16 protein-coding genes and 1 tRNA gene are annotated in these 15,500 nt (G+C 57.1%); 7 read left to right on the top strand and 10 right to left on the bottom strand.

The window, feature by feature from the left end; translation table 11 throughout:
* The first annotated feature begins 67 nt into the window (after positions 1–67).
* The 4 genes from PSUM_RS21590 (at position 68) to PSUM_RS21575 (ending at position 3,001) form a co-directional block, all read left to right on the top strand.
* Entirely contained in the window at positions 68–856 is a 789-nt protein-coding gene (locus tag PSUM_RS21590; RefSeq protein ID WP_083350000.1) for an ABC transporter substrate-binding protein, read from the top strand.
* Between the two features lie 63 nt (positions 857–919).
* Positions 920–1,567 carry an amino acid ABC transporter permease gene (locus PSUM_RS21585; RefSeq protein WP_083350001.1) on the top strand — a complete coding sequence of 216 codons (648 nt, stop codon included), beginning with the start codon at positions 920–922 and terminating at the stop codon, positions 1,565–1,567.
* Positions 1,568–1,577: 10 nt separating this feature from the next.
* On the top strand, positions 1,578–2,237 hold the full coding sequence (locus PSUM_RS21580; RefSeq protein ID WP_033040002.1) for an amino acid ABC transporter permease: 660 nt from the start codon (positions 1,578–1,580) through the stop codon (positions 2,235–2,237).
* Positions 2,234–3,001, top strand: a complete 768-nt coding sequence (locus tag PSUM_RS21575; protein ID WP_083350002.1) for an amino acid ABC transporter ATP-binding protein — start codon at positions 2,234–2,236, stop codon at positions 2,999–3,001. Before PSUM_RS21580 ends, PSUM_RS21575 begins: the two co-directional genes overlap by 4 nt.
* Positions 3,002–3,064: 63 nt before the next feature.
* Here PSUM_RS21575 and PSUM_RS21570 read toward each other — a convergent pair.
* From PSUM_RS21570 to PSUM_RS21545, 6 genes are all read right to left on the bottom strand, one after another.
* Positions 3,065–3,140 (bottom strand) — tRNA-Thr (locus PSUM_RS21570).
* Between the two features lie 394 nt (positions 3,141–3,534).
* Complete coding sequence (locus PSUM_RS21565) at positions 3,535–4,764, bottom strand: methyltransferase (protein ID WP_083350003.1); 1,230 nt, start codon at positions 4,762–4,764, stop codon at positions 3,535–3,537.
* Positions 4,745–5,434 (bottom strand): ABC transporter permease, encoded by a 690-nt coding sequence (locus tag PSUM_RS21560; RefSeq protein ID WP_033038935.1) that lies wholly within the window; start codon positions 5,432–5,434, stop codon positions 4,745–4,747. The genes PSUM_RS21565 and PSUM_RS21560 overlap by 20 nt, the downstream gene beginning before the upstream one ends.
* The gene (locus PSUM_RS21555) at positions 5,431–6,126 is read right to left on the bottom strand and encodes an ABC transporter permease (RefSeq protein ID WP_020795754.1); all 696 of its coding nucleotides are present in this window, start codon (positions 6,124–6,126) and stop codon (positions 5,431–5,433) included. Before PSUM_RS21555 ends, PSUM_RS21560 begins: the two co-directional genes overlap by 4 nt.
* Before the next feature lie 71 nt (positions 6,127–6,197).
* Positions 6,198–6,944, bottom strand: coding sequence for an ABC transporter substrate-binding protein (locus PSUM_RS21550; protein WP_020795753.1), 747 nt, complete (start codon positions 6,942–6,944; stop codon positions 6,198–6,200).
* A gap of 13 nt (positions 6,945–6,957) precedes the next feature.
* The gene (locus PSUM_RS21545) at positions 6,958–7,731 is read right to left on the bottom strand and encodes an ABC transporter ATP-binding protein (RefSeq protein WP_007972784.1); all 774 of its coding nucleotides are present in this window, start codon (positions 7,729–7,731) and stop codon (positions 6,958–6,960) included.
* Between the two features lie 563 nt (positions 7,732–8,294).
* Between PSUM_RS21545 and gabP the strand changes: the two genes are divergently transcribed.
* Complete coding sequence (gene gabP / locus PSUM_RS21540) at positions 8,295–9,686, top strand: GABA permease (protein ID WP_020795752.1); 1,392 nt, start codon at positions 8,295–8,297, stop codon at positions 9,684–9,686.
* Between the two features lie 71 nt (positions 9,687–9,757).
* Here the strand turns inward: gabP and PSUM_RS21535 are convergent, their stop codons facing one another.
* The 4 genes from PSUM_RS21535 to PSUM_RS21520 all read right to left on the bottom strand — a co-directional run bounded on the left by PSUM_RS21535 (position 9,758) and on the right by PSUM_RS21520 (position 12,761).
* Positions 9,758–10,210: a hypothetical protein gene (locus tag PSUM_RS21535; protein WP_083350004.1), complete on the bottom strand. Its 453-nt coding sequence runs from the start codon at positions 10,208–10,210 to the stop codon at positions 9,758–9,760.
* 6 nt (positions 10,211–10,216) lie between these two features.
* Entirely contained in the window at positions 10,217–10,633 is a 417-nt protein-coding gene (locus PSUM_RS21530) for a hypothetical protein (protein WP_033038928.1), read from the bottom strand.
* Positions 10,634–10,671: 38 nt separating this feature from the next.
* Positions 10,672–11,634 carry an alpha/beta hydrolase family protein gene (locus tag PSUM_RS21525; RefSeq protein ID WP_083350005.1) on the bottom strand — a complete coding sequence of 321 codons (963 nt, stop codon included), beginning with the start codon at positions 11,632–11,634 and terminating at the stop codon, positions 10,672–10,674.
* A gap of 68 nt (positions 11,635–11,702) precedes the next feature.
* Positions 11,703–12,761, bottom strand: a complete 1,059-nt coding sequence (locus tag PSUM_RS21520; RefSeq protein WP_083350006.1) for a PDDEXK nuclease domain-containing protein — start codon at positions 12,759–12,761, stop codon at positions 11,703–11,705.
* Between the two features lie 260 nt (positions 12,762–13,021).
* Between PSUM_RS21520 and PSUM_RS21515 the strand changes: the two genes are divergently transcribed.
* Positions 13,022–13,471, top strand: coding sequence for a hypothetical protein (locus PSUM_RS21515; RefSeq protein ID WP_020795747.1), 450 nt, complete (start codon positions 13,022–13,024; stop codon positions 13,469–13,471).
* Positions 13,472–13,890: 419 nt separating this feature from the next.
* Entirely contained in the window at positions 13,891–15,381 is a 1,491-nt protein-coding gene (locus tag PSUM_RS21510; RefSeq protein ID WP_083350007.1) for an aldehyde dehydrogenase, read from the top strand.
* The last annotated feature ends 119 nt before the right edge of the window (positions 15,382–15,500 follow it).

Here is a 15,500-nt window from a genome sequence, read left to right as displayed (position 1 = left end):
CTTTTCCTGAAGGCTGGGTGAAGAGCCCCAAAAAAAATAAATAATAATTCTTCCGAGGTGCAATCCAATGCTAATTAAAAAGCTCAAGGACTTGATTGTTGCTTCCACCGTGTTGGCTGGGGCACTGGTTTTCACCTCCGCTGTTCACGCTGATGATTTGAAGTCGATTCAGGATGCCCAAGAGATTCGTATCGCGATGAGTGGCCAATACGTTCCTTTCAGCTTTGTTAACGAGAACAACAAGGTTGTCGGATTCGACGCCTCCATCAGCGAGGCACTGGCAGAGCGGATGGGGGTAAAAGTGACGATCATCACGACCCCGTTCGACGGAATCATTGCGGGTCTTCTTGCGAAAAAATACGACGCCATTATCGCGTCCATGACCATCACCCCGGAACGCCAGAGGGCCGTGGATTTCGTTGGGCCCTATTACCATGCTGGTCGTACGATCGTGGTGAAGGACAACTCTTCGATCAAAAGCTTTGATGATCTTAAAGATGTCACTGTTGGCGTTACGCTCGGAGATGCCCACGATAAATGGGCCAGGGCTCGCGGCAACTTGAAGGTGAGGTCGTATAAGGGGCTTCAGGAAATGCTGGTTGACCTGGATGCCGGTCGTATCGACGCGCTGGTGATGGACAGTGTTCCGGTGTTGGTCGCAGTCAAGGAGACCGGGCAGAAGGTCCGCATCATTACTCCGCCCGAGAGCGATGGTGGCATTGAAGGCATGGGTATTGCCCTGCGCAAAAATAATCCTGAGCTCAAGGCGACGATGCAGAAGGCGCTTGAAGAAATGCTCGCCGACGGCACCTACGAAAAGATCTCCATGAAGTGGATTGGCAACGATATCCGCTAATTCATCTTTAGCGTGGCCCGACTTTTCGTCGGGCCAGTCAATCGGCCTTTTCCGAGCGTTTCCATGGATCTGACACTCATACAGCGCACATTCCCGTTTTTCCTGGAAGCGTCCTGGATTACGGTGCAAATCTCGGTACTTGCACTCCTGCTGGGTTTCCTGGTCGCTATCGTGCTGGTTGCTGCGCGGTTGTCCACTTTTCTCATATTTAGGAGCCTCGCAAGAATCTACATCAGTGTTTTTCGCGGCACTCCCTGTCTGGTTCAGCTATTCATCATTTACTTTGGTGGGCCGCAGGTCGGCCTTGAATTGGAGCCGTTTGCCGCTGGCGTAATCGGCTTGGGCCTGAACATCGCGGCCTACATGGCGGAATCGATCCGTGGCGCAATCATCAACGTTGATCCTGGCCAGGAAGAAGCCGCACGTTCAATTGGTTTTGGGCGCGGGCAAACTTTATGGCTTATCAAGCTGCCACAAGCTGCAAAACTGATGATAAGGCCGCTGGGCGTAAATGCTGTCGCGCTTATAAAAGGGTCTGCGTTGGTGTCGACGATCTCCGTTGTTGAACTGTCCTATACCGCGCAACGTTTTATCAGTTCAACGTACAAGCCTTTTGAGATTTTTATGGTGTCTGCATTGCTTTATATCGTGATGGTCTATTCGGTTAGATTTCTTGTTGACTACCTCGATAATCGCTTCGCGGCAAGGTGAGAGCATTCAGATGCAAAACCTGGATCTTAGTATCGTTACTCCCTATTCCGAATTGCTGGCGACGGGCCTTTGGTGGACGGTCGTGATGTTTCTAAGCTCAAGCGTATTGAGCTTGATCGCCGGGGTAGCCTTTGCACTGATCGTTCTGTATGCGCCTAAAATCCTGGCGCTACCCGTGCGCTTTATGACCTGGCTGCTCATGGGGACCCCACTCCTGCTTCAGTTGTATTTGATTTATTACGGTCTTGTGCAAGTGGGGATCGATATTCCTGCACTGGTGGCTGGCATCATAGGCCTTAGCCTGCACTTCGCCGTCTACAATGCCGACGTCATTCGTGCTGGTGTGATGTCAGTAGACCCTGGTCAAATTGAAGGTGCCCGGTCCATAGGCTTCAGTCGTGGACAGACTCAGCGCTACATCATCGTGCCGCAAGCGCTACGCAGGACGATTGCGCCGCTTGGAAATAACATGATTGTCCTGCTCAAGGACACTTCACTGGTTTCTATTATCGGAATTGCCGAATTGGTATATAGCGCGCAACTTGCAGTAAGCGAGACTTATAGCCCGTTTGAGTTTTATCTGACGGTCGCGGTTATTTATTATGCAGCCAATCTTGTTCTCGAGGCGGGCTTGCATCTTCTCGAAAGTAAGGTAGAGATGTCACGATGACCAGAAATGAATTCATGGTTGAGGTGAGGGGCGCTCGTAAGGCCTACGGAGCACTTGAAGTACTCAAGGGAATCGATCTTTGCGTAACTCGAGGGCAAATCATCGCTATCATTGGTCCCAGTGGCTCTGGCAAAAGTACGCTCCTGCGGTCAATCAACCACCTGGAAGTTTTGAACGATGGCGAGATCTGGCTAGAGGGTGAGCAAGTCAATCGGGCGTTGAAAGGTCGTGCGTTTGAACAGCATATAAACGCTGTGCGCCAGCAGATGGGCATGGTATTCCAGCACTTCAATTTATTTCCGCACTTGACCGTGTATGAAAATATAGCCCTTGGCCCGATCAAGCTTAAAGGGCTTTCGAAGAAAGAAGCTCGTGAGTTGGCAATGGAATATTTGTCAAAAGTTGGGCTGGCCAACAAATTCGATGAGTATCCTTCTCGACTGTCAGGGGGGCAGAAGCAGCGCGTTGCCATCGCCAGGGCACTGGCTATGCAACCGAAAGTCATGCTGTTCGATGAGGCCACATCGGCGCTGGACCCAGAGCTCGTCGAAGAGGTCAATCAAGTCATGAAGCAGCTCGCGGCCGAGCATATGACAATGTTGATCGTCACCCATGAAATGCGTTTTGCAGGCGAAGTTGCAGACCGGATTGTCTTTATGGACGGTGGGGTTGTCGTAGAGGAAGGGGCGCCAGCAGAGATCTTGCAGAATCCGGTCCACGAACGAACCCGGTCGTTCTTGAAGAAGCATCTGCACGATAGATGAGGTGCGCTTTGCTTTATCGCAGATAAACAAAAGGCCCGCATCGCTGCGAGCCTTTGTTTTGTATGGTGCCGGCACCAGGAATCGAACCCGGGACCTACTGATTACAAGTCAGTTGCTCTACCATCTGAGCTATACCGGCATGTCAGGGCGACGATTATAGCGATTGGGAAGGTTCTGTAAACCCCTGAATTCAGACTATTTTTGCGCGGGCTTCTGTTGAGGTCTTTCGACCCACACTGGTTGTCATCGCGCGGTGCAAAACGAGGTCTCGGCGCTGCATTTTCTTGCGTGCTGCCGGGCCGATCCGTCGTTGATTATGTCTTTTGATCGAATGCTTATGCACAACGGGATTTTCGATTCACCCGGTTTACAGTGATTTTGTGGATCCGTTCTCATTAGTTCGCAAATGCCTGTTTTTTGGGTTTTTTATTCAGTGTGCGAAATTTGATCAGCGTTGTTTCAGGGCTGAAGCAGCTGTAAAGATTGGATCCATGAATATTTCATCAACAGAGTTATCCACAGGCTGTGAGGCGTTAAGGGTGTTCCGCCAGCAGCAGGATGTTACGCGGTGTGATCGAGGATTCGCAGAAGGTGCCGAGGCGAACGGTGTAACCCTGTTCTTGCAGGAAAAGGGCCCGATCGAGCACCAGCCAAAGTTCCAATGGGCGTCGGAAAAGTCCGCGCAGGAGCTCTAGATTGCGTACCTGGGCAAGGCGCTGCCATCCGGCGGCCTCGAGCTCGGGCCAATTTTGGGCGCCGACTGTGGATAACTCTTTGAGTTCGGCCAAGTGCTGGCAGTATTCGGCAAAGGATTTTTCCAGCCAGGCGTTGGGCAGGGATGGGGTTGGCAGGTACTCGTCGACGCCGCGCAGTTGCCTTTGCAACAAGTCAAAGCCCAGGCGTCGGGCCATCGAGGTGTCGCGTTGGCGTCGTACGCGGGCGCCGGCGGTGACGGTTTCACTCATTGGCAGCCCCAGATCATCGAGGGACAGCTGCAGGTCAGAGTATTGCGCGGCCGAGGACATCGGCGAATACCGTGTCAGGTGGGTCCGGTTGTAGCAGCAAGGGGCGATGGCCAGTTGCTTGCAGCCGGCTGCGCTGGCGAGCCGGATCAGTCTCACGTGCAAATCGCCGCAGGCATGCAGTGCGACGGGTGTATGTCGAGCTTCCAATAGCGCTGCCGCATTGGCCGCCAGTACATCCTGTTCGACATGCAGCGCGTGCAGTCGATGGTGCTGGCTGAGTGCCTGGCCGCTGGCAACCAGCGCTGGATCGTATTCCAGGCAGGTGAGTTGCTGTCCGGGTTGTAGCAGGCGGCGGCCCAGGTGTCCCTTGCCCGAACACCAGTCCAGCCAATGCCTGGCGGGATCAGCAAACTGCAGTCGACCGGCAAAGGCTTCAATTTGCTGCCACTTGCGCCCTGGAACATCCACATTCAATCGATGAGCCGGCGCTTCGAGCGTATGAGCAGGCAATTCATCCAGCGCACTCAGTGCCAGGGACATGTCCGCCAATGCAGCAAAAGGCTGCGGCGCATCTACAAGGGCAGGGTGGTTGTGAGCGCTTTCCGCCTCTTCCAGCGATCGCCCGCGAAGCCAAGTGGCGAGTTCGGGGTAGGTGGTTTCCCAGGGCAGTTGCAGATGTGTGAAGGGGCGAGGTTTCCACAGGGCCTGGTGCGCTGTAAGAAAAGTGTCCAGCGCGGTAAAACGGGCGAGCAGTTCCTCGCCCGTCAGCACCTGAGGATCAACGCCCTTGGCAGGCATCGACGCGCAACCAGCGCTCCAGCAGCTTGAAGCCGCGTACCAGCACGTAGGCCATCAGCAGATAGAACATGCCAGCGGCGAAGAAGATCTCCACCGGCAGGTAGGTCCGGGCGATGATGGTACGGGCCATGCCGGTCAGTTCCAGCAACGTCACGGTGCTGGCCAGGGCGCTGGCCTTGAGCATCAGGATCACTTCGTTGCTGTAGGCCGGCAGGCCGATGCGCGCCGCGCGGGGCAGCATGATGTAGATCAGCGCCTTGGCTTTGGACATGCCCAGCGCCCGAGCCGCTTCGATCTCACCCGGCGGTATCGCCTGGATCGCGCCGCGCAGGATTTCAGCGATGTAGGCGGCAGTGTGCAGGGTCATGGTGGCTGTCGCACACCAGAACGGATCGCGCAGGTAGGGCCACATCGAGCTATTACGGATCGCGTCGAACTGCGCCAGCCCGTAATAGACGAGGAACAGTTGGACCAGCAACGGCGTACCGCGGAAAAAGAAGATGTAGGCGTAGGGAAACGCTCGCACCCACCACAGGCGCGACGAACGCGCGATGCCCAGCGGGATCGCCAGCAGGAGGCCGGCGATGACGGCAATGGCGACCAGTTCCAGGGTCAGGGTTGCGCCCTGGGCCAGTTTCGGCAGCCACTTGATGATGACTTCCCAGTTCATTGGGCGCTCCTCGCGAAGCCGCGAGCGGCGCGTTTTTCCAGGAAGTGCATGCCGGTCATGGCTAGAATCGTCAGACTCAGATACATGAACGCCGCGACCATATAAAAGGTGAACGGTTGCTTGGAGACGGTCACGCCGATTTGCGCGTGACGCATGATTTCTTCCAGGCCGATCACCGACACCAGCGCGGTGTCCTTCATCAGGATCATGAACAGGTTGCCCAGGCCCGGCAGGGCGATGCGCCACATCTGCGGCATGATCAACTTGGTGAAGATGCGAAATTTCGACAGGCCCAGGGCCACGCCGGCTTCACGATGGCCTTTGGGTATGGCGAGGATCGCGCCGCGAAACACTTCCGTGGCGTAGGCGCCAAAGCACAGGCCCAGGGCAATCACGCCCGCAGCGAAGGCATTGAGCTCAAGGTCGGGGTTACCGAAAAACTCGCCCAGGGCGCGCATCAGGTTAACGGTGCCGAAGTAGATCAACAGCACCCAGAGCAGCTCCGGGATGCCGCGAACCAGTGTCGAGTATGTGCCGCCAAGCCATTGCAACGGCTTGTACGGGGAAGTCTTGGCCAAGGCGCCGAGCAGACCGAGCACCAGCCCCAGGCACAGGGCCGAGAGTGCCAGTTTCACAGTCATCAGCGCGCCAGCGGCGAGCGCCGGGCCGAATCCGTAGAGGTCGATAATCATGGATTTCTTTTCAAATCGCGGCAGGCAATACCGTGACCGGCGCCATCAGGCGCCGGTCAGGCAGGTCAGGATCAATAGATGCTGAACGGGAAGTACTTGTCGTTGATCTTCTTGTAGGTGCCGTCGGCAACGATTTCCTTGAGCGCAGTGTTCAGCTTCTCGCGGATAGGGTCGTTCTTGCGAACGGCGATACCGATCTTGTCGCTTTCTTCCACTGGGTCGCCTTTGAACTCGTAGGATTTGCCTGCGTCGCTCTTGAGCCACTCATAGTTGACGTACTTGTCGGCCAGGATGCCGTCAAGGCGACCGGAAGTCAGGTCCAGGTAAGCGTTTTCCTGGGTGTCGTAGAGTTTGACTTCAACGCCTTCCATGTTGTCTTCCAGCCAGGTACCCGCCAGCGTCGCGCGCTGCGCGCCGATCACTTTGCCCTGCAGGGAAGCCTTGTCGGTCTTGAAATCGACGTCTTTCTTGGCGATGAACTGCAGCTTGTTGGAGTAGTACGGGTCGGTGAAGTCCACCGCTTGCTTGCGCTCGTCGGTGATCGACATTGAGGAGATCAGGAAGTCGAACTTCTTGGCGTTCAGGGCGGGGATGATGCCGTCCCAGTCGGAGGTCACGACGGTGCACTCGACTTTCATCTTGGCGCACAGGGCGTCGCCGATTTCCTTGTCGAAGCCGACGACATTGCCACTGGCATCTTTATTGTTGAACGGCGGGTAGGCCGCTTCGATGCCCATCTTCAGGGTTTCGGCCATGGCACCGGCGCTGAACGCCAGGGTAACGGCGGCGGCCAGGAAGACCTTCTTGTAATTGCGCATGCGGTTAGCTCCGTTAGCGGTTGCTGGACATGAATTGTTTGCAGCGCGCCGAAAGCGGGTTTTCAAACACCTGCTGTGGCGATCCTTGCTCTTCTACCAGGCCCTGGTGGAGGAACACCACTTCGCTGGAGACCTGACGGGCAAAGCCCATCTCATGGGTGACCAGCAGCATGGTGCGGCCTTCTTCGGCCAGTGCGCGGATGACATTAAGTACTTCCTGGACCATTTCCGGGTCAAGCGCGGAAGTGGGCTCGTCGAACAGGATGACCTTGGGCTGCATGGCCAGGGTGCGGGCGATGGCCGCACGTTGTTGCTGGCCGCCGGACAATTGCGCCGGGTAGGCGTGGCGCTTGTCGGCGATGCCGACCTTGGCCAGCAGGGCTTCGGCGACTTCGATGGCTTCGGCCTTGCTCTGGCCAAGTACGCGGCGCGGGGCCTCGATGATGTTGTCGAGCACGCTCATGTGCGGCCACAGGTTAAAGTTTTGAAATACAAAACCTATTTCGCTGCGCAGTCGGTTGATCTGCTTGCCGTCGGCAGCGACCAGTTCGCCGTTCTTCGCGGCCTTGAGCTTGAGTTCCTCGCCGGCCACCAGGATCTGACCCTGGTGTGGGTTTTCCAGCAGGTTGATGCAACGCAGGAACGTGGACTTGCCGGAACCGGAGGAGCCGAGGATCGAGATCACGTCGCCGTCGCGGGCGGTCAGCGAGATACCCTTGAGTACCTCCAGCGAGCCGTAGCGTTTGTGCAAGTTGCGGATTTCAAGCGCGGGCGTGGCCTCAGCCATGTGCGTTCCTCATTGTGTATTCGCTCCTGCTGTTGGTGGCCTTCCTGGCGAGGCGGCCAAGCTAGCATAGCGTTTCAAGGGCAGCCAACAGCGCTACGGGCAGTAAACGGGTGGTATGTGGCAGGTTGTCGCATCGGTACAGCAGACTGTCGCCCCATCAACAACCGAACAGCCGTTTGAACCCTGCTTTCAGACAAAAGCGCGGTGGCTGTCGCGTAAAAAAGGGCGCGATGTTGCCAGCTTTGGCGGGGGGTTGGAAGCGCTAAAGGGCCAATGGTGCCGGATCTGCCCTTTTATCGTGCATCGAGGAATTTCTACGTGTGTTTCCGGTGCGCTGGATTGCTCCTAAAGTGAGTCGCAGGGTAACGCTTTGGCAAAGTGCCATTAATATCAATGGCTTGCGATGACTGTCCGGTCAGGATGAAATTCCCGAGCTAGACGGCTTTGAAACATTTTGGCGCAATTATTGCGTGCAGATTCCGGAACGCCCCGTTTGTTTCTTTTTACAAGAAGGAACACAAGCGGGATGCATGCATTCGCTTTTCCTTACAAAGGTAGTTTCAATGAGCAGTATCCAAAGCTCTAACGGCCTCGAACAGGGGCTCAAACCGCGGCATGTCACCATGCTTTCGATCGCCGGGGTTATCGGCGCCGGCCTGTTCGTTGGCTCGGGCCACGCCATCGCTGCAGCAGGCCCGGCCGTGCTTCTGGCTTACGCCGCCGCCGGCATGCTGGTAGTGCTGGTGATGCGCATGCTCGGTGAAATGGCTGTTGCCTCGCCGGACACGGGCTCCTTCTCGACATACGCCGATCGCGCGATTGGTCACTGGGCCGGTTTCACCATCGGCTGGCTGTACTGGTGGTTCTGGGTCCTGGTGATTCCGTTGGAAGCCAACGCCGCCGCAACCATCCTGCACGCCTGGTTCCCAGGTGTGGATATCTGGGCCTTTGCCTTGGTCATCACGATGCTGTTGACCGTGACCAACCTGTTCAGCGTGAAGAACTACGGTGAGTTCGAGTTCTGGTTTGCCCTGATCAAAGTGTTGGCCATCATCGGCTTCATCGTTCTGGGCGTCATGGCCATTTTCGGCTTCCTCCCGGGCAGCCAGGTCAGCGGCGTTTCCCATCTGTTCGACACCCAGGGCTTCCTGCCAAACGGCATGGGCGCGGTGTTGGGCGCCATCCTGACCACCATGTTCTCCTTCATGGGCACCGAGATCGTGACCATTGCGGCCGCGGAATCGAAGAACCCTGGCAAGCAAATCTCCAAGGCCACCAACTCTGTGATCTGGCGGATCGGCTTGTTCTACCTCGTATCCATTTTCATCGTCGTGGCCCTGGTGCCTTGGAACGATCCGGTGCTGGCGAGCCTGGGCTCCTACCAGACCGTGCTTGAGCGCATGGGTATTCCTAACGCCAAGATGATCGTCGACATCGTCGTACTGGTCGCCGTGACCAGCTGCCTGAACTCAGCGCTGTACACCTCGTCGCGCATGCTCTTCTCCCTGGGCAAGCGCGGCGATGCGCCGGCCATGTCTACTCGCACCAACAAAAGCGGCACCCCTTACTGGGCGGTGATGCTGTCCACTGGTGCTGCGTTCCTGGCAACCTTCGCCAACTACGTGGCCCCGGCTGCGGTGTTCGAGTTCCTGTTGGCCAGCTCCGGCGCCATTGCGCTGCTGGTGTACCTGGTAATTGCGATCTCGCAACTGCGCATGCGCAAGCAGCGTATGGCTCGCGGCGAGAAAATCGTCTTCAGCATGTGGTTGTTCCCGGGCCTGACCTACGCGGTGATCATTTTCATCGTCGGTGCCTTGACCATCATGCTGTTCCAGGAAGCTCATCGTGTGGAAATCCTCGCGACTGGCCTGCTCAGCGTGCTGGTGGTGGCTGCTGGTTTGCTGGTGGCTCGCCGTCGCAAGCTGGAAAAAGGTGGCGCGGTGGTGTTGAACTGATTCATACCGCGTAACGCAAAACGGCCGCTGTCAGTGATGACAAGCGGCCGTTTTTGTTTGAGGCGTAACCGTTACTCGGCTTTTTCTTCCGGCGTTTCCAGCGACTCGCGGTAGACATCCAGTGCTGCGCTGAAATCGGCGATGAACTGTGGCTCGCTCAGCCATGCCTGGGCAGCGTCGCGGTCCATGCCGTCGGCCCACATGCGGTAGTCGATCAGCATATCGGCGGCCAGGTGAGTGGCGGCCATGCCTTCGTCATCGGCGTTTTCCATGTCCAGCAGTTCTGGATGGTCGATGATGATGAAGGCGAGATTCGTCAGCAGCACGGCAAGCATTTCCTTGCGGCTGATGGCTTCGGCGTCGCGCATTTTGCTGAACATTGCCAGGGTGTATTCCGGGATCGGCTCGCCGATTTCGCCAAGGTCATCGTCCAGCGCGGCGGGTTTTCTGCCGTGGATATTGATTTGCTTGGCTTTGGCTTTTGCGCGTTTGGCGCGTTTCTGTTGCTTGTTCAGGGAGGCCATGGGAACTCAGTTCGGTTTCTGTTGGGTTTGTGCCGCGATGGCGTCGGACGCCGCCACGTAGTCAGCCTGGAAGGCTGGTGATTCGATCCACGCCAGGGCGCCCGCTTCGTCGGTTTCGGCCGACCATTGGCGATATTCAATCAGTGCGGCGAGGATAAAGTCCATCGCGCCTTCTTCGCCTTCCTGCTCGTACACCAGTTCCAGCAACGGGTCTTCGAGGAAGGCCGCGCACATGGCTTGCTGGCTGATCTTCTCGGCGTCGATCATTTTCTTGAACAATTCGGTCAGGTCCACCGATTCGAAATCGATGCGGTCGTCGTTCGGGTCGAGCTCGACCGGCGCGGCAGCCCGCTGGGTGCGGTTCTGCTTGGCCTTGGCCTTGGCGCGGGAGGCGCGTTTGTGCTGCTTGTTGGCGGAGGCCATGGGCGTCGTTCCGTATTTCGTTGAAAAGGGCTGGTGGCTCAGTTGCGTGGCACTGTTTGCCCGGGTGTACCGGGGGCCAGCTCGCCGTTTTGCAGCCAGGACAGTGCGATGGGCCATAGTGTGGCTTGGTATGCGCTGCGAAAAAAGGCGAAATGTCCAACTTCTTGTTCGCCGATGTCTTCGGGGGTTATGCGCAGGTGGGTGTTTGTGCTGCCAGTGAAGTAGCGGAGCAGGCGTTCGATGGCGGGGATTGTGCCGTAGGGATCGTCGCTGATGCTGATCGCCAGGGTTTTCGCGGTGACCGCAGCGAAGTTCCTGACATGGCTGTCCTGGCCGCTGGGGCGCTTTTCGTAACGAGCGGTGGGCGTGCTCCAGTCTTGGACTACACCGGCCGGGGTGTCTTCCAGCCAGCCGAGGCGTTTGCCGGGAAAATATCCGCACAGCCTCGTCACCACCGGCATTACCACGTGCCACTTGGCAAACATCCGCCAGCGGTGAGCGGGTGCATAGTCGCGCCAGTAAGCGAATTGCGCGCCGACCGTTACCAGGTGGCGAATGAGCTGGCCGGATGCACCCAAGCCCGCTGCGCAGCCTCCAAAGCTGTGACCGACCACGTCGATCGACTGGCCGGGAAAGTCACGCTGTACGCGCTTGAGCATCGCCTCGAAGTCCAGGGCGCCCCAGTCGGACCAGGTCGCTTTCAGTCCTTTCATAGACGCTGGCCGTGATTCGCCAATGCCGCGGTAGTCGTAGGTGATGACATCGAAGCCGTTGGCAAACAGGTAATCGGCGAAACGCGAGTAGTGTCGGCAGCGGACTGAGGTGGCGGCGTTGATGATGACCACTGCCCGGGAAGTGTCCTGTCGCGCATGCCGCCAGATGAAGCCGCCAAGGATGAAACCGTCGGCGGCAGCTTGCTTGAACGGTTCGCCCGAAGTGCCAGGCGTCAGTGGCAGCTCGATTTGAGTCGGGGCGAGTGAGGGGGCGTCCTGCAAATTCATTGGCGTCGGACCTTTGCGGGTAGCTGCCTAAGATAGTCCTCATGTCGCGCCTGAACAATCGAGCCGCTTTACTCAGGCATCTGGTCGAAAAGGCGCTCTTCGAGCCTTGCTCGTTCCCGATCCAGTTCCGCTCGCAGCTCATCCTCGCTCGGTAGTACCAACTTGTATTTGCTGGCGAAGAGTTGCTCATTGCCCTGGAGGACCGAATAGCGCACTACAGACTCGTTTTTTTGCGCGCAGAGAATAATGCCGACAGTTGGGCCGTCTTCCTCGCTTCGTTTGATATCGTCATACATGCGCACATACATGTCCATCTGGCCCACATCCTGATGTGTCAATTCTCCGCGCTTGAGATCGAAAATAACAAAGCATTTGAGCAGGTAATTGTAAAACACCAGATCGATGTAGAAGTCTCGACCTTCGGTGCTGATGCGTTGTTGGCGGTCAATGAAAGCAAACCCCTTACCCAGCTCAAGCAGAAAACCCTGGAGTTGCTCGATCAGGGCCTGCTCAAGTCTGGTTTCCAAGACGATTCCGGTATTGGGTAGGCCAAGAAACTCCAGCATCACGGGATCCCGGATGAAATTCCGGGGATCGTTGCTCATTGGATCAATGTTGGTGGCGGCCTCTGCCATGACTGCAAACTTGTCACGACTCATCAGGAGACGTTCGTAGTAGAGCGTATTGATCTGGCGCTCAAGACTGCGGCTCGACCAGTTTTGGCCAGCTGCTTCGTCCATGTACCACTTGCGCGCCTTCTCATTGTCCACGCGTAGAAGCCTGCGGTAGTGCGTCCAGCTCAATTCGAGACGCAGTGCGTCTCGAATTGGAAACGCCTGATAGAACAGGCGCATCTTTCGCAAGTTGGTTTCGTCAAAACCCTTCCCGAACTCCACTGTCAGCACCTTCGCAAGCGTTGCCAGCAACTGCTTGCCGTATACCGCGCGCCGGGAGCCCTCTTGTTCAAACTCCACTATATGTCGTCCGATGTTCCAGTAGGTTTGCACCTGGGCGGTATCGACTGCTCGCAGTAGCTTATGTCGCGCCTGCCGGATTAACTCACCAAGATGGCCAACCAGTGAGGTGATTTGTGGATCTTGTGTGTGATGGGGTTCGAGGGCGCTCATGAAGTCTTCCGCGGCAGGTTTAACAGGCAGAAGAGGATGGCAAGAGTGGGCTGTCAGTGATGCAGGACGCAACTGAGAAGCGCGAAGGAAATGCCAGCTACGTCGGCACGATCGGGCTGATGGTAGGTGAGGTCATCGGAGCGATCCTTGTAGTACGTTTCGTAGCGCATTCAAGTACAAATCGTTCTAAAACATGACGACCGCGCCGGAAATCAAAATTAGGTAACGAAAGGGTTCCGCGGAGCCCGGGAGGCGTCATCATGAAGTATGTTCAGACACTGTTCCTGCCCTTTGTTGTCGCTATCGGCATGTCGATGTTTCCGGTCATCGGACAGGCCGCCAGCCTCGAACCGGTCGACACTTCGGGTGTGCAGGTCCAACGCCAGGAACAAAACGGAATTGCCTACCTGTCCGGTGGTATCGGTGAAGATGAGGCGAAAGCCATCCAGCAAACCAAGGGCTACAACCTGCATATGACATTCTCCGTCGGCGTCGGTAACGAATACATTCCGGATGTAAATGTCGCCATTCAAAATGCGCAGGGGAAAAGCGTGTTGACCCTGACTGAGGCCGGTCCGCTGGTTTACGTTCAGCTTCCGCCTGGCAAGTACACGGTCGTTGCATCGCGTGCTGGTCAGGAGCGACGTGATACCGCGGATGTTGGCTCGGGGGCTGCGCGCAACCTGGTATTTCACTGGAGTGACAGTTAGCCGTGCCGAAAGGCGCGCGGCGAATTCCTCAACTCTCACATCCGCAAACAGCTGGCTTCACAGCTGTTTGCGGAGTATCTCGCGCTAGAGTTTGCGGTGTGCAAACGCGCGATGGATGGTTTGCTGAACAAACACCTTGGGGGGATGTGTTAGCGGATGCTGCGGATATTGCCCTTATTACCTTTTACAACTGGTAGGAGGGAGTGCCAGGTAGACGTAGGAATTTCAAAGGCGGTAGATTTGTTAAATCCCGAGCATAAAAAAGAAATCTTGCCTGCTGCTCCAGAACCTCGTCGCTACCCAGTTTTTTCTTGGGAACCGAGCACATTTTTACTATTTTTCCTCGCCGCGAGAGTAGAGCACCATCCTGCGAAACCAATAAAAACTGACCGTATCAGCGGTCGGCATGGGAGTAGCGTGTGCTCGATCTCAACTACTGGCAGCAGCGGGCTGCCCACCAAACATTCATTGAAAATGCCCTGATCGCAGGGCAGCAGGTCGCGTGCGCCTCGGGGGCGACTTTCGAGGTGATCAATCCGGCGACCAATCAGCGGCTGGCCTGTGTCGCCGCATGCGGCGAGGACGAAGTGAACCTTGCGGTACGTTCGGCTCGCCAGGCGTTCGAAGAGGGAACGTGGGCTCACATGGCTCCGGTGGAGCGCAAGAAGATCCTGATCAGGCTCTCCGAACTGCTCCTGGCCAACCGCGAGGAGCTGGCATTGCTTGACTCGCTGAGCATGGGCAAGCCGGTCATGGATGCCTACAACATCGATGTGCCTGGCGCGGCCAGTGTGTTCGCCTGGTACGGTGAAGCCCTGGACAAGCTCTACGATCAGGTCGCGCCCACCGCGCGCAATGCCCTCGCCACCATTACTCGCGAGGCACTGGGAGTGGTCGCCGCCGTGGTGCCATGGAACTTCCCGCTGGACATGGCGGCCTGGAAGCTCGCTCCGGCATTGGCCGCCGGTAATAGCGTGGTCCTCAAGCCCGCCGAGCAATCGCCGTTTTCAGCCTTGCGCCTGGGTCAACTGGCGCTCGAAGCCGGCATCCCGAAAGGGGTGTTGAACGTTGTCCCCGGCCTGGGTGAAAGCGCTGGCAAGGCCCTGGGCCTGCATCCTGATGTGGACTGCCTGGTGTTTACCGGCTCGACCCAGGTCGGTAAATATTTCATGCAGTACTCGGCGCAGTCCAACCTCAAGCAGGTCTGGCTGGAGTGCGGCGGCAAGAGCCCGAACCTGGTCTTCGAAGACTGCCAGGACCTGGACCTGGCTGCGGAAAAAGCCGCGTTCGGCATTTTCTTCAATCAGGGCGAGGTCTGCTCGGCCAACTCCCGGCTCTACGTGCAACGTTCTATCCATGATGAATTCGTCGAGCGCTTGATCACCAAGGCTCGGGCCTGGCTGCCCGGTGATCCGCTGGACCCTGAAAGCAAAGCCGGTGCGATCGTGGATAGCGAGCAAGCCGCTCGTATCATGCAGGCGATCGAACAAGCACGTGGTGACGGCGCGAAACTCCTGGCAGGCGGCGAGCGCCTGACGATCAATGGCTCTTCGAACTTCATCCAGCCGACGATTTTCGCTGGCGTGGATAGAAACATGCGCCTGGCGCGTGAGGAGATTTTCGGTCCAGTGCTGGCCATCAGTGCCTTCGACTCCGAAGAAGAGGCGATTGAGTTGGCCAACGACAGCATCTATGGTCTCGCCGCGTCAGTCTGGAGCGATGACCTGAACCGCGCTCATCGTGTGGCTCGGGCATTGAAGGCCGGGACTGTCTCGGTCAACACCATGGATGCACTGGATGTCGCCATTCCTTTCGGCGGCGGCAAGCAGTCCGGCTTCGGGCGCGATCTTTCCCTCCATTCATTCGACAAGTACACGCAACTTAAAACCACCTGGTTCCAGCTTCGTTAACACCGCTTCCATAGGCCACGTCGCAAGGCGTGGCAGGGGAAAACCCGACTGCACGCACTCCTTGGAGTGGCGTGCTTTTCCTGCTTGTGGGGCATATGGGGCGGCCGTTTGGCACCCTT

The sequence above is a fragment of the Pseudomonas umsongensis genome (assembly GCF_002236105.1).
GTDB lineage: Bacteria > Pseudomonadota > Gammaproteobacteria > Pseudomonadales > Pseudomonadaceae > Aquipseudomonas > Aquipseudomonas umsongensis.
The sequence above is the reverse complement of the archived record's forward strand: the minus strand, read 5'-3'. Positions and strand labels throughout refer to the sequence as shown.

What these genes read in the sequence shown, in the direction of transcription:
- PSUM_RS21590 (WP_083350000.1), top strand. Translation starts at nt 68, where the DNA reads ATGCTAATTAAAAAGCTCAAGGACTTGATTGTTGCTTCCACCGTGTTG.
- PSUM_RS21585 (WP_083350001.1), top strand. Translation starts at nt 920, where the DNA reads ATGGATCTGACACTCATACAGCGCACATTCCCGTTTTTCCTGGAAGCG.
- PSUM_RS21580 (WP_033040002.1), top strand. Translation starts at nt 1,578, where the DNA reads ATGCAAAACCTGGATCTTAGTATCGTTACTCCCTATTCCGAATTGCTG.
- PSUM_RS21575 (WP_083350002.1), top strand. Translation starts at nt 2,234, where the DNA reads ATGACCAGAAATGAATTCATGGTTGAGGTGAGGGGCGCTCGTAAGGCC.
- PSUM_RS21565 (WP_083350003.1), bottom strand. Translation starts at nt 4,764, where the DNA reads ATGCCTGCCAAGGGCGTTGATCCTCAGGTGCTGACGGGCGAGGAACTG.
- PSUM_RS21560 (WP_033038935.1), bottom strand. Translation starts at nt 5,434, where the DNA reads ATGAACTGGGAAGTCATCATCAAGTGGCTGCCGAAACTGGCCCAGGGC.
- PSUM_RS21555 (WP_020795754.1), bottom strand. Translation starts at nt 6,126, where the DNA reads ATGATTATCGACCTCTACGGATTCGGCCCGGCGCTCGCCGCTGGCGCG.
- PSUM_RS21550 (WP_020795753.1), bottom strand. Translation starts at nt 6,944, where the DNA reads ATGCGCAATTACAAGAAGGTCTTCCTGGCCGCCGCCGTTACCCTGGCG.
- PSUM_RS21545 (WP_007972784.1), bottom strand. Translation starts at nt 7,731, where the DNA reads ATGGCTGAGGCCACGCCCGCGCTTGAAATCCGCAACTTGCACAAACGC.
- gabP (WP_020795752.1), top strand. Translation starts at nt 8,295, where the DNA reads ATGAGCAGTATCCAAAGCTCTAACGGCCTCGAACAGGGGCTCAAACCG.
- PSUM_RS21535 (WP_083350004.1), bottom strand. Translation starts at nt 10,210, where the DNA reads ATGGCCTCCCTGAACAAGCAACAGAAACGCGCCAAACGCGCAAAAGCC.
- PSUM_RS21530 (WP_033038928.1), bottom strand. Translation starts at nt 10,633, where the DNA reads ATGGCCTCCGCCAACAAGCAGCACAAACGCGCCTCCCGCGCCAAGGCC.
- PSUM_RS21525 (WP_083350005.1), bottom strand. Translation starts at nt 11,634, where the DNA reads ATGAATTTGCAGGACGCCCCCTCACTCGCCCCGACTCAAATCGAGCTG.
- PSUM_RS21520 (WP_083350006.1), bottom strand. Translation starts at nt 12,761, where the DNA reads ATGAGCGCCCTCGAACCCCATCACACACAAGATCCACAAATCACCTCA.
- PSUM_RS21515 (WP_020795747.1), top strand. Translation starts at nt 13,022, where the DNA reads ATGAAGTATGTTCAGACACTGTTCCTGCCCTTTGTTGTCGCTATCGGC.